This is a genomic window from Kibdelosporangium philippinense (assembly GCF_021390435.2).
In the GTDB taxonomy this organism is placed as follows: domain Bacteria; phylum Actinomycetota; class Actinomycetes; order Mycobacteriales; family Pseudonocardiaceae; genus Kibdelosporangium; species Kibdelosporangium philippinense.
The window spans coordinates 1,975,723-1,988,509 of sequence record NZ_JAJVCN010000003.1 but is presented as its reverse complement, the minus strand read 5'-3'; the positions used below and the strand labels follow the sequence as shown (position 1 = coordinate 1,988,509).

Genomic DNA, 12,787 nt, shown 5'->3' with positions numbered 1-12,787 from the left:
TAACACGTATAACCACTCACGAGGTCAGACCAGGCGTGATGTCAGGTCGGGCGCGGGCATGTCGGGGTCGAATGGGTAGAGTGGCCGAACGATGCCCTTGTGTCCCAAGCGGATCAGATCCTGGTCGACACCGCCTGGAGTCAGTGCCAGCAACCAGCCGTTGGCCAGGTTGTAGAGCTCTGGCTCCAGGTAGCCGATCTTCACCACCGTGAGGTCGGCCTGCGTGGGGTCCAAGTCGAGGTCGGTGAAGTCCTTGACCAGGTGATACGGCTTGCGGCGTTCGGTGATGATCACGTGCAGGCCGCCGGATCTCACCACAACGATCGTGCCGCCAACCGGGTCCTCGTGCACCTTGATGACCGTGCCGGACAAGGGAACCGGGCCCGCCGGGCCGGAGTCGATCTTGCCGCCGACCATCAGCTCGACCTCGCCGCCCGCCTTGGCGATCGCGACGGACTCAGGGTCCACAATGGACGCGTAGATGATCGTGCGGTTCTTGTACGCCCGGAGTTGGCGCAGCGTCCAGGACACGTCGCCCGCTCCACCCGCGGTCGGGTTGTCCCCGGAGTCGCTGATGAAGAACGGTCGCTTTTCGCTGGCCAAGCCTTCGCGGATGCAGTGATCGAGGCTTCCCGTCGGCGCGACGAAGGCGAACTCGCCGCGGACGCGCCAGTAGTCGTTGGCCAGTTTGGTCGCTTGCCGCTGGACGAGTTCGGCGTCGTCACCCAGCACGACAACCGCTGCCTGGCAACGAGGTTCGTCCGCCCACGCGTAGCCGACCCAGATCGAGGCGTCCAGAATCCCTTCCATGGCCTCGATCTGCTCGATCTGGCCGTACAGGCTCTTGGCCGGTTCGATCCGGGTGCTGGTTTTCTCGCCGGGCAGCAGCACCGGGACCTGAACCCACGCCAGGTGCGGCTTTCCACCTTCGATCAGCCTGGCGACGAGGTTGCGGGCGGCTCTTTCCTTTGTCTGCCAGGCATCTTCGTGTGGCGCCATGCGGTAGCACGTGACCAGGTCCAGTTTTCGGACGAAGTCGTGGGACACGTTCCCGTGCAGGTCCATCGATGCTGAGATCAGCACATCCGGGCCGACGGCCGCGCGGACCGCTTGGGCCAGATCGGCTTCGGCGTCGAGCATACCGACCACGCTCATGGCGCCGTGGATGTCCAGCAGCAGCCCGTCCAACGATCCTGCTTTGCTGATCCGGTCGAGGATTTCGGCTTTGAGCTCTTCGTAGACGTCCTTGATCACGGCACCGCCGGGCAGGGAGACGGCGTGTAGCAGTGGCACCCACTCGACGTCGAGTGACGGGTCCTCGGTCCAGGTGTAGCGGGCGAGCAGGTCGGCGCCCCTGGTCACGCGAAAGTCGGCCATGCCGGTGCGATGCGGCGAGAACGTACTGCTCTCGATGGCGATCCCAGCGATCCCGATACGCACGGGCTAGGTCCTTTCTTTTCGGTGAGCCTGGTGCAGCGCGAGCATTCCGGCGCCGAGCGGGCCAGCGTCTTTGCCCGCCCGCGCGACCGCGACTTCGAGGTTCTGGGTGGCCATCGGCAGGCAGCGTTCGTACAGCGCGCTACGGACCGCGGCGACGTAGGGCTCGACCGATGACAGGCGCCCGGTCAGCAGGACTGCGTGCGGGTTGAAGAAGTTGACCACTGTGGACAGTACTTCGCCGAGGTGTCCGCCCGCGCGTCTTACGGCTGCTGACGCTCGCGGTTCGGCGTCGTTGGCCAGTTCGACAAGGTGTCCCGTGTCGCGGGCTTCGACGCTCCGGGCCACCGCGGCACCGCTCGCGATTGTTTCGAGGCAGCCGGTATTGCCGCAGCCGCACAGGGTTTCGCCTGCGGCTTGCACGCGGACGTGGCTGACGTCGCCGGAAACGCCGTTGGCGCCGCGATGCACGATGCCGGAGACGATCACTCCGCAGCCGACGCCGGTTCCGGCTTTGACCACGACGAGGTGCTCTGGGCCGCGGTTGCGGGTGTGCAGTTCGCCGAGTGCGACCACGTTGGCGTCGTTGTCCACGGCGACTGGGATGTTGAGGCGTTCGGTCAGCCAGTCTCGTACCTCGAAGCCGTGCCAGCCTGGCATTCTCGCTGGTCGCTCGACTCGTCCGTCTTCGTAGTTCACCGGGCCGGGCAGGCCGACGCCGAGTCCTAGGAACCTTTGCCCGGCAAGGACTCTGTTCAGGTCGCCGATGATGTCGAGCAGGGTGCCCAGGCAGGCTTCCGGGCCTGCGGCGATGTCCAGCTCAGCCTCGGTGAGGTGCAGACGCTCGCCCGAGAGGTCGTACGCGGCGAGCCGGACGTGCCGGGCGCCGATGTCCGCGCCGACCACGTAACCGCCGTCGTCCGCTGGTCTGAGCACGCGGGGCCTTCGTCCGCCTCGGGACGGGCCTTCGCCGGTTTCGGTCAGCAGGCCCGCGTCGATGAGCTCCTGGACGCGCAGGGAGACCGTCGATCGCGCGAGGCCGAGGATGCGCGCGAGGTCCGTACGGGAGGAAGCCTCGCCGGAGGACACGAGCCGCAGGATCTCGGCTGTCGGTGCTTGCGGCATAGCTCCCTCCTTTGTTCGAAATCGAACCAAGTTACGTCGGAAACGCTACCTCAACCACGACCTTACGACGAAGGGTCTTGTTTTTAGTTCGCTAGAGGGATTAGCGTCCGGCAAATTACCGACTGACTCGGGGAGGCGCGATGTCCCGCCGTTTCCTGGCCGCTGTGCTCGCCGCAGCACTGCTCGCGGCAGGCTGTAGCAGCAGCTCTTCCGGCTCTGGGCAGTCCGGCGGGCAGAACGGCACGGTCACGTTCGCGCTGCCGCCCAACGCCACCCCGAACTGGATCCTGCCCCTCGGCATCCCCGGCCACCTCGCTTCATACAACTCGAGCATCTATCAGCTCCTGTTCGTCCCATTGGTCGCGTACAACGGCAGCTCGGGAACGGTCGCGTTCGACGAAAAGGCCAGTTCGGCTCGCAAACCGGAGTTCAGCGCCGACGGCAAAACCGTGACCGTGACGTTGAAAGACAACCTGACCTGGGCAGACGGATCGAAGCTGACCACAAGGGACGTCGAGTTCTGGTACAACCTGGTCAAGTACAACAAGACCAAGTGGGGCGGCTACGCCAAAGGCCGGATGCCCGACAACATGGTCGAGTTCAAGACGATCGACGAGAAAACCTTCCAGTTCATCCTGGACAAGCCGTACAACCCGGAATGGTTCACGGCGGTGCAGCTGACCAACGTCCGCCCGATGCCGCAGAAGGTGTTCGACAAGACCTCGGCCGACGGCGCGATCGGCGACCACGACCGAACCGAAGCAGGGGCCCAGCAAGTCTTCGACTTCCTTGTGGCGCAAGCAAAAGACCTGCCGACGTATCAGACGAATCCACTGTGGAAAGCCGGAAACGGCCCGTTCGCGGTGGAAGAGTTCACCACCGGCGGCCAAGTGACCTTGGTGAAGAACCCCAAGTACACCGGCGACGACGCATCGAAGGTGAACAAGGTCGTCTTCAAACCGTTCACCAGCGCCGACGCGGAATTCAACGTCCTGCAGACGGGTGGGGTGGACTACGGCTACCTGGCCTCAGCGAACCTGAACCAGCGATCGGCGCTGGAGTCGAAGGGCTACCAGATCCAGCCATGGAAAGGCTGGGCGATCACCTACATCCCGTACAACTTCAACAACCCGCAAGCGGGTCCGATCTTCAAGCAGTTGTACGTGCGCCAAGCGATCCAGCACGCGGTGGACCAGGACTCGATCGTCAAGAACATCTGGCGAGACATGGCGGTAGCTGGCTACGGACCAGTCCCACAAGACCCGGCATCGCCCCTGTTGTCCGACACCCAAAAGACGAACCCATACCCCTTCGACATAGCGAAAGCCAAAACGCTCCTCGAATCCCACGGCTGGACAACCGGAGCCGACGGAGTAGCCGCCTGCGGCGACCCATCCCGTTGCGGCGAAGGAATCCCAGCCGGCGCCCAACTGAAGTTCACCCTCCTGGCCGAAAGCGGCTCGAAGGAAACAGACAACATGATGGCGGAACTGAAGTCATCATTGTCCAAGATCGGCGTAGCACTGGAGCTGAAGCAAGCGCCGCTGAACACCGTGCTCGGCAACAGCAAAGCCTGCCAATCGACAGCGCCGGAGTGTTCGTGGCACATGTCGTTCTTCGGTACCCAGGGCAGCTGGTACTTCAACGCGTACCCGAGCGGTGAACGCATCTTCGGCACCGGTGCGACCTCGAACCTGGGCAGCTACAGCGACCCGAAGGCAGACGAACTGATCGGCGCGTCGACCTCAACCGCCGACCACGACTCAATCAAGGCATACGGCGACTACCTGACGAAGGAACTGCCGGTCATCTGGCTGCCAAACCCGGTCTACCAGGTATCAGCGGTAAAGAAGAACGTGAACATAGGAAACCAAGACCCATTGGCAGCAATGCAACCCCAGCGCTGGACGGTCTCATGACCTCGGCAGTCCTGGCGACTCCGGTTGCCCAAGTATCCGTGGCTGGCAGGGGGACCATGGCTGCCCAAGTATCCCTGGCTGCTCACATGATTCCGGCTGGCCAAGCATCCGCCATCGTCCAGGAATCGCCTGCTACCGAGCCATCCCCCACGGCTCAGACATCCCCCAATGTCCGCGGATCCGCCACCCAGACAGCCCCCACCACTCCCGGGGGGCGTCCCCTGACCAGTCTATCGGCGGGGCTTGATCGACAGTGGGGTGTTGGGCGGCTGTGGACAACTGGATTTGCGAACGGTCCGTTCGCGCGGAGTTCGCTCCAGCGGGGGATTGCGCGTGGCTAGGTTTCTGTTCTGGCGGGTGGTGCAGGCGGTCGCGGTGATCTTCGTGGTCACCGTGGTCGTTTTCTTCCTCCTGCATCAGATTCCGGGCGGGCCGTCGCGCGGCATCCTCGGCATCCAGGCGACCGAAGACCAGATTCAAGCCTTTGACCGTGAGCAAGGGTTTGACCAGCCGTTGCCGATCCAGTACCTGCACTACCTTGGCCGCCTGCTGCAAGGCGACCTCGGCGAATCCTTTCAGCTCAACCAAAGCGTCGGCGAGCTGATCACCGACCGGTTGCCGAAAACCCTGATCCTCACGGTTTTGAGCACCCTGGTGGCGCTGCTGCTCGCGATCCCGCTCGGCGTGTGGCAAGCGGTGAAGCGCAACCGGCCGACGGACTACCTGCTCAGCGCGCTCACCCTGCTGATCTACTCGACCCCGGTCTTCCTGGTCGGCTTCATCTTCATCATCGTCTTCGCCATCAACGCGGCGTGGTTTCCGGTCCAGGCGCCACAGGCGGACACGATCGGCGGCATCTTCGCGGACTCCCAAGCGCTTGTTCTGCCTGTCCTGACCGGGGCTGGCGTCGTGCTCGCGGTGTTCGCGCGCTACCTCCGATCGTCCGTTGTGGACAATCTGGACGAGGATTACGTCCGCACCGCGCGGGCCAAAGGCGCTTCGGAAAAGCGGATCATCGCGAGGCACGTGTTCAAGAATTCGCTCACCTCGCTCGTCGCAATGCTTGGATACTACCTTCCGGTGCTTTTCAGTGGCGCCTTGGTCACCGAGAAGCTTTTCAACTATCCAGGCATGGGCCTCCTGTTCTGGAATGCTGCCCAGACGAGTGATTTTCCCATTCTCCTTGGGGTGGTACTGGTTCTTTCCGTTGCCACCGTCACGGGAAGCTTGCTCGCGGATGTCGCGCAGGCTCTCATCGATCCGAGGACGAGGCGGGTGAAAACATGACCGGCCCAACCATGCGTCGCCTCAAGGTCTTCCGGCGCAACAAACTCGCGGTCGTGGGGATCAGCATTCTCGGCCTGCTGATCGCGTTCTGTTTCCTCGGTCCGCTCGTCTACCACACCGAACAGACCCTGACGTCGCTGGAGAACAGCAAGCTCGGACCCGGCGTGAACGGGCATCCGCTCGGCACTGACGACCTCGGCTACGACCTGCTCGGCAGGCTCATGCTCGGCGGGCAGACCTCGCTGGTTATCGGGCTCGCCGCAGGCGTGCTGGCGACCATGATCGGCACCTTGTGGGGCACGATCGCCGGTTACGCGGGCGGTTGGGTCGACGCGGTGATGATGCGCATCGTCGACGCGGGCATTGCTATCCCGGCGCTGTTCCTTCTCGTTGTCGCCGCGGCGATTGCGACGCCGAGCGTGTCGATGCTGATTCTGGTTATCGGGCTTGTGTCATGGCTTGTTCCCGCAAGGCTCATGCGGGCGGAATCGATTGCCTTGAGAAGTCGGGCTTACGTCGAGTCGATGCGGGTAATGGGCGGCGGAAGTGTACGTGCCATTGGCAAGCACATCATTCCCAACGCCATCGGAACGGTCATCGTGAACGTGACCTTCCAGATCGCTGACGCCGTTCTTCTTGTTGCCTACGTCAGTTTTCTTGGCCTCGGTATTCCGCCGCCCGCGGCAAACTGGGGCGGGACACTCAGCGACGGCCTTACCTACGCGCACGATGGCGCGTGGTGGCTGATCTTGCCGCCCGGGCTGCTGATCGTGCTTACCGTGTGCGCCTTCAACTTCATCGGGGACGGGCTGCGGGATGCGTTCGACGTGAAATTCGAGGCCCGCTGATGCTCTACTACGAACACCTCTCCATCACGTTCGGCGACGTCAAAGCCGCCAACAAGGTCAGCTTCACGGTCAACCCGGGCGAAGTTGTCGCGGTCGTCGGCGAATCCGGGTCAGGCAAGACCGTCACCGCGATGTCCGCGATGGGCCTGTTGCCCAAGCGCGCCAAAGTCACCGGCAAGATCATGCTCGGCGGGCGCGATGTCCGGCACCTCGATACCAAGGAACTGCGGGAACTGCGCGGCAACGAGATCGCGATGGTCTTCCAGGAACCGATGACCGCGCTCAACCCCGTGCACACGGTCGGCTGGCAACTCATCGAGGCGATCGAGCTCCACCAGGACATCCCGGACGCCAAAAAACGAGCCGCCGAGCTGCTCACCTTGGTCGGGCTCGACCGTCCGGAACAGCGGCTCAAGCAGTATCCGCACGAGCTTTCCGGCGGGATGCGGCAACGCGTGATGATCGCGATGGCGATCGCGTGCGACCCCAAGGTGATCATCGCGGACGAGCCGACCACCGCACTCGACGTCACCGTCCAGGCCGAGATCCTCGACCTCCTGCGCGAGCTACGAAACCGCCTCGGCACCGCGATCGTGCTGATCACGCACAGCATGGGCGTTGTCGCGGACCTCGCCGACCGGGTGGTTGTGATGTACCGGGGCGAGGTCGTCGAACAAGGCGGCGTCGAGGACGTGCTGCTCCGGCCGAGCCACGACTACACCAATCGCTTGCTCAAAGCGGTGCCACGGCTCGGCAGCGGGTCACGGACGGCCGAAGAAGTCACCGAACCAGTCCTGCGAATCAAGAACCTGGTGGTGTCCTTCGGCGGCCAGCGCGCGGTCGACGACGTCTCCTTTGAAATCGGCAAAGGCGAGGTCCTCGGGCTGGTCGGCGAATCCGGCTCGGGCAAGACGACCGCCGGACGCTGCGCCGTCGGCCTGCAGAAACCGACCGAAGGCGCCGTCGAGTTGTTCGGGCAGGACATCGCCCGGCTCTCGACCCGCAAGATGCGCCCGATCGCCGCCCGGATCGGCATGATCTTCCAGGATCCTGCGTCCTCTTTGGATCCACGGATGACCGTCGCGGAATGCGTCGCCGAACCAATGGTTCTCCATAAAGCCAAGAACCACAAGGAAAGAGTCGCCGAACTACTCGACGCGGTGGAGCTGGGGAGCTCTACAAAGGACCGTTACCCGCATGAACTGTCCGGCGGGCAACGTCAACGCGTCAGCATCGCAAGGGCGCTCGCGTTGGACCCTGATCTGCTGATCGCGGACGAGCCGACCAGCGCGCTGGACGTGTCCGTGCAGGCCAGCATTCTTGAGCTTTTCCTTGACCTGCAACGGCGTTTGAAGTTCTCGTGCCTGTTCATCAGCCACGACCTCGCCGTCGTCGACATGCTCGCCAACCGCGTCGCCGTGATGCACCGCGGCAAGATCGTCGAACAGGGCAGCCGCGCAGACGTGTTCGGCAACCCGCAGGAGGACTACACGCGACGGCTGCTGGCCGCCGCACCCGTGCCCGACCCCGTTGAGCAGCGTGAACGACGGGTCAGCCGCGGATGACGGACATCAACGCAGCGACACCGTCAGCGTCGGTCTCGAAGTGGTCGAATCCATCCGGCACCCCGACACCCGCGAATGACACCGTGCCACTCGAAGCGCCGCGCACCGGCGCGCGCACTCCGGCGTGCACATCGGAAACCCCAGTCGCCGCAATGACTTCCAGGACGTTCGCGGCACGCACCCCACCGCACGCCATCACCTGGATGGCATCGCCAGCCTGTGCGACGAGCGACTTGATCAGCGGCGCACCGTCCAGCGCCGACCGCTGCTGCCCGGAGGTCAGCACTCGCTTGAAGCCCATTTCCATCGCCTGCCCCAGCACCCGCCGCGGCGACGCGCTGACGTCGATCGCGCGGTGCAACGTGACCGGCTTGCCCTCGGCCGCGTCGATCAACGCCGCGCACGCCGGATCCAGCAAACCGTCCTCACCCAGCGCGCCAACCACAACCCCATCCACCCCGGCAGCGCGGATATCGCGCACCATCAGCGAGATCTCGTCCTTCGAGTACCGGAAGTCGCCCGCTCGCGGCCGGATCAGCGCGTGGACTTCGGTGTTGCCCGAGCGGATCGCTGCCAGCTCCAGCAACCCACGACTCGGCGTCAGGCCACCGTCGGACAACGAAGCGCACAACTCGACCCGGTCCGCGCCATGCATTGACGCGATCCGGACGCCGTCGACCGACTCGACGCTGATCTCCACCCGCACACCCATGATCGCGAGTATCCAGTGAGCTGGCTCGGCGTGGACATCGGCGGCACGAAGATCCAGCTCGTGCGGTGCGACGACGACCTGCGCATCCTGGACAGCCGTCGTGCGGAGTCGCCGCCGGGCAAGATCCTCGCCACCGCCATCGAAATGGCCGCTGAACTGGCCGAAGGCGCCCAAGGCATCGGGATCGGCGCGGCGGGCGTGATCGACCCGACCGGCGCGGTCGCCGCGACCACCGAGGTCTTTCCCGGGTGGGCGGGCACGAACCTCACCGAGATCGTGAGCAGGGAACTTGGCCTGCCACTGGTCGTGGACAACGACGCGAACGCGTTCCTGCACGGCGAAGCCACGGCTGGCGCGGCGCGCGGTTACAAGCACGCGTTTGGCATCACGGTCGGCACCGGCATCGGCGGCGCGCTGATCAGCGACGGCGTGCTGTTGCGTGGCGCCAGCGGGGGAGCCGGGGAGATCGGCCACACGCCGGGCTTCGGCAACGAGCCGTGCACGTGTGGTGCTCGTGGACATCTCGAGTCCGTGGCGTCCGGGCTGTCCATCAGCCGACGTTACGGCCAGGACATCAGTGCAGGTCAGGTGGCTGAACGGGCTCGCCTCGGGGACCCGGAGGCCCAGCAGGTCTTCGAGGAGGCTGGCGCTGCTCTTGGCCAAGCGATCGCGGTCGTGGCTACCGTGTTGGACAGCCAGATCGCGGTACTCGGGGGAGGCGTGCTTGGTTCTTGGGACTTGCTCGAACCAACCTGTCGGGCAGCGGTCCAGGCGACCGTGTTGCCGACCAACGCAGGCCTACTGATCGAAACGGCCCAGCTGGGCGCCTACGCCGTGGCGATCGGCGCCGCCGCTCTCGCCGCAGCTCAAGCCTCGTGAGTGGTTATCAGGGTTAGAACACGCATAAACACTCACGAGGGCTGACCTGTGATGTCGCCCACCGGTTAATTCGGTTGCCGGAATAAACCCGCGAAGCGCATGCTTGTATCGAGCAAGTAATTGGGTGATGCAAGCAAATCAAGGGATCGGCATGGTCGACGCAAGCCAGGTGCCCACTGAGGCCGAAATCGAGTTGGGGTCGCGGCTCGGGACCGCGATGATGGGGCTCGGCAGGCAGTGGGCAGCGGTGTCGTCGCAGCTCAGCAAGATCGGCATCGACAAGACGTCGATGGTGCTGCTCGGTGCGCTCAAGCACATCGGGCCGGCCAGGTCGAACGCGCTGGCCGAAGCGGTGTACTCGGATCCGTCGACGATCTCCCGGCAGGTCGCCGGGCTGGTCAAGGACGGACTGATCGAGCGCCGCGCCGATCCCGCGGACGGACGAGCCAGCCTGCTGGCCGTCACCGACAAAGGGCGTGCACTGCTGGACGCCCGGCACCGCCAGCGCAGCAGTTCGCTGGCCCGGATGCTCGCGCACTGGCCTGAGGAAGACCGCGAGCGGTTCGTCGAACTGCTCGAACGGTTCCTCGTCGACCACGAGCGCGCCATTCCGACCTTCATCGAAGAGCACGCCGCCGAGATGGCGCGTGCAAGAGGAGAAAACTGATGTCCGAACAGGCAACAGCCGCCGCTGGGGCACCCGCGTCGCGGGCCGGCGCGCTGAGCCACCGCCAGATCCTGACGATCCTGTCCGGGCTGATGCTCGGGATGTTCCTCGCGGCGCTCGACCAGACGATCATGGCGTCGGCCATGAAGACCATCGCCGACCAGCTGCACGGCCAGACCATCCAGGCGTGGGCGACAACGGCCTACCTGATCACGGCGACCATCTCGACCCCGTTGTACGGCAAGCTTTCCGACATCTTCGGCCGTAAGCCGATGTATCTGACCGCGATCTCGGTCTTCCTGATCGGTTCACTGCTCTCAGGCATCGCGACCTCGATGTACGAGCTCGCCGCGTACCGCGCGGTGCAGGGTCTCGGTGCCGGTGGCCTGATGTCGCTGGCGTTCGCGATCATCGCGGACATCACCTCGCCGCTGGAGCGCAGCCGCTACACCGGTTACTTCATGGGCGTGTGGGGACTGTCCAGTGTGGGCGGTCCGTTGATCGGTGGTCTGTTCGCCGGTCTCGACACGTTCCTCGGCATCACCGGCTGGCGCTGGGTGTTCCTGCTCAACGTGCCGATCGCGCTGATTGCCTTGGTTGTGGTGAGCCGGGTCCTGAACGTCCCGCACACGAAGGTGTCGCAGCGCATCGACTTCTGGGGCGCGTCCACACTCACGATCGGTCTCGTGCCGCTGCTGATCGTTGCCGAGCAAGGACGTGAATGGGGCTGGGATTCAGTCGCGTCGATCGCGATGTACGTGACTGGTGTCGTTGGCCTTGTGGCGTTCGTGTTCGTCGAGCGGTGGATGGGTGACGCGGCGCTGCTGCCGATGCGCCTGTTCCGTCGCCCGGTGTTCGCGCTGACCAACTCGATCAACTTCATCATGGGCATCGGGATGTTCGGCATGATGATGTCGCTGCCGCTGTACCTGCAGATCGTCAAGGGCGCGACGCCGACCGAGTCCGGTCTGATGACGCTGCCGATGACGTTCGGCATCCTGGCGTCAGCCACGGTCAGCGGCCGGATCACCTCGCGGACCGGGCGCTACCGGATCTTCCCGATCATCGGCCTCGCCGCGACAACGGTCGCGTTGTTCCTGTTCGCCCAGATCGGCACGGACACCGCGCTGTGGCAGACGATGCTGATCATGACGCTGGCCGGTGCCGGACTTGGTCTGTGCATGCAGAGCCTGCTGTTGGCGGTGCAGGCGGACGCGCCCGCGAAGGACATGGGCGTGGCGACCTCGTCGGCCACGTTCTTCCGGTCCATCGGTGGCACGGTCGGTACCGCGGTGTTCCTGTCCATCCTGTTCGGGATCGTCGCCGACCGGATCGCAGCGGCCCGTGCCGCGGCGAGCCTGCCCCCGCTTCCGGCGGGCGCGGGTGGACTGGACCTGAACAACACGGCGTTCATCAACCAACTGCCGCCGCAGGAAGCACGGCCGGTCCTCGACGGCTTCGCCAGCTCGCTCGACACCGTGTTCATGGTCGGCGGGATCGTGCTCATCGTGGCGTTCGCGCTGATCTGGTTCCTCAAAGAGGTGCCGCTGACGAACAAGTCAGGCCTGCAGCGCGCAGCGTCCGAAGAGGACACCGCGGCGCCGGTGGCCGCGATGCACTGAGGTTTCCCGTTTCCCCACCACGAAGAAAGAAGGCCCCGCTCGTCTCGCGAGGGAGCGGGGCCTTCGGTTATGCCGTGAAGGTCACCTTCGCGGCGTTCAACGCCACGAAAGCGGCCCTCGTGTTTCAGTGTCCTTCGGGGGCGGCGTGCAGAGCCTGGTAGCGCTCGTACGAACGCTTGATCTCCGCCTCGGCCTCGGTGCGACCGACCCAGGTCGCGCCCTCGACGCTCTTGCCCGGCTCGAGATCCTTGTAGACCTCGAAGAAGTGCTGGATCTCCAGCCGGTAGAACTCGCTCAAGTGGTGGATGTCACGCAAGTGCTCCGACCGCGGGTCCTCCGCGGGCACGCACAGGACCTTGTCGTCGCCGCCCTTCTCGTCACGCATGCGGAACATGCCGATCGCGCGGCTGCGGATCAGGCAGCCGGGAAACGTCGGTTCCTGCACGAGTACGAGAGCGTCCAACGGGTCGCCGTCCTCGCCGAGGCTGTCGTCGACAAACCCGTAGTCAGCCGGGTACTGGGTGGCGGTGAACAGAGTCCGGTCCAACCGGATCCGCCCCGTCTCGTGGTCCATTTCGTACTTGTTGCGTACGCCCTTGGGGATCTCGATCGTGACGTCGAACTCCACGTCTGTTCCTCGCTCATCATCTCTTGTATGTGCTCGCCACTAGTCTGGACTACGCCTCGAGCTCGGCCGACATCACGGCAGTCGGTCCGTGGACGTGA

The 12,787-nt window shown here is 64.7% G+C and carries 11 protein-coding genes; 7 read left to right on the top strand and 4 right to left on the bottom strand.

Going from position 1 to position 12,787, the window contains the following annotated elements:
* Nucleotides 1-24 precede the first annotated feature (24 nt).
* Together LWC34_RS58305 and LWC34_RS41505 are read right to left on the bottom strand one after the other, a co-directional pair.
* The gene (locus LWC34_RS58305; protein ID WP_233730690.1) at nucleotides 25-1,440 is read right to left on the bottom strand and encodes a M81 family metallopeptidase; all 1,416 of its coding nucleotides are present in this window, start codon (nucleotides 1,438-1,440) and stop codon (nucleotides 25-27) included.
* A 3-nt stretch (nucleotides 1,441-1,443) separates the two neighbouring features.
* Complete coding sequence (locus LWC34_RS41505; protein WP_233730689.1) at nucleotides 1,444-2,562, bottom strand: ROK family transcriptional regulator; 1,119 nt, start codon at nucleotides 2,560-2,562, stop codon at nucleotides 1,444-1,446.
* Between the two features lie 140 nt (nucleotides 2,563-2,702).
* Between LWC34_RS41505 and LWC34_RS41500 the strand changes: the two genes are divergently transcribed.
* The 4 genes from LWC34_RS41500 to LWC34_RS41485 all read left to right on the top strand — a co-directional run bounded on the left by LWC34_RS41500 (nucleotide 2,703) and on the right by LWC34_RS41485 (nucleotide 8,181).
* On the top strand, nucleotides 2,703-4,481 hold the full coding sequence (locus tag LWC34_RS41500; RefSeq protein WP_233730688.1) for a peptide ABC transporter substrate-binding protein: 1,779 nt from the start codon (nucleotides 2,703-2,705) through the stop codon (nucleotides 4,479-4,481).
* Between the two features lie 333 nt (nucleotides 4,482-4,814).
* Entirely contained in the window at nucleotides 4,815-5,768 is a 954-nt protein-coding gene (locus LWC34_RS41495) for an ABC transporter permease (RefSeq protein ID WP_233730687.1), read from the top strand.
* On the top strand, nucleotides 5,765-6,616 hold the full coding sequence (locus LWC34_RS41490) for an ABC transporter permease (protein WP_233730686.1): 852 nt from the start codon (nucleotides 5,765-5,767) through the stop codon (nucleotides 6,614-6,616). Before LWC34_RS41495 ends, LWC34_RS41490 begins: the two co-directional genes overlap by 4 nt.
* On the top strand, nucleotides 6,616-8,181 hold the full coding sequence (locus LWC34_RS41485) for an ABC transporter ATP-binding protein (protein WP_233730685.1): 1,566 nt from the start codon (nucleotides 6,616-6,618) through the stop codon (nucleotides 8,179-8,181). Before LWC34_RS41490 ends, LWC34_RS41485 begins: the two co-directional genes overlap by 1 nt.
* Here LWC34_RS41485 and LWC34_RS41480 read toward each other — a convergent pair.
* Entirely contained in the window at nucleotides 8,168-8,893 is a 726-nt protein-coding gene (locus tag LWC34_RS41480) for a copper homeostasis protein CutC (protein WP_233730684.1), read from the bottom strand. The genes LWC34_RS41485 and LWC34_RS41480 overlap by 14 nt on opposite strands.
* A 15-nt stretch (nucleotides 8,894-8,908) precedes the next feature.
* On the opposite strand from LWC34_RS41480, the gene LWC34_RS41475 reads away from it, so the two are divergent.
* From LWC34_RS41475 to LWC34_RS41465, 3 genes are all read left to right on the top strand, one after another.
* The gene (locus LWC34_RS41475) at nucleotides 8,909-9,772 is read left to right on the top strand and encodes an ROK family protein (RefSeq protein ID WP_233730683.1); all 864 of its coding nucleotides are present in this window, start codon (nucleotides 8,909-8,911) and stop codon (nucleotides 9,770-9,772) included.
* Nucleotides 9,773-9,923: 151 nt separating this feature from the next.
* Nucleotides 9,924-10,439, top strand: coding sequence for a MarR family winged helix-turn-helix transcriptional regulator (locus LWC34_RS41470; protein WP_233730682.1), 516 nt, complete (start codon nucleotides 9,924-9,926; stop codon nucleotides 10,437-10,439).
* Nucleotides 10,439-12,061, top strand: a complete 1,623-nt coding sequence (locus LWC34_RS41465; protein ID WP_233730681.1) for an MDR family MFS transporter — start codon at nucleotides 10,439-10,441, stop codon at nucleotides 12,059-12,061. The genes LWC34_RS41470 and LWC34_RS41465 overlap by 1 nt, the downstream gene beginning before the upstream one ends.
* 124 nt (nucleotides 12,062-12,185) lie before the next feature.
* Here LWC34_RS41465 and LWC34_RS41460 read toward each other — a convergent pair whose 3' ends face one another.
* Complete coding sequence (locus LWC34_RS41460) at nucleotides 12,186-12,689, bottom strand: inorganic diphosphatase (RefSeq protein WP_233730680.1); 504 nt, start codon at nucleotides 12,687-12,689, stop codon at nucleotides 12,186-12,188.
* Nucleotides 12,690-12,787: the final 98 nt, after the last annotated feature.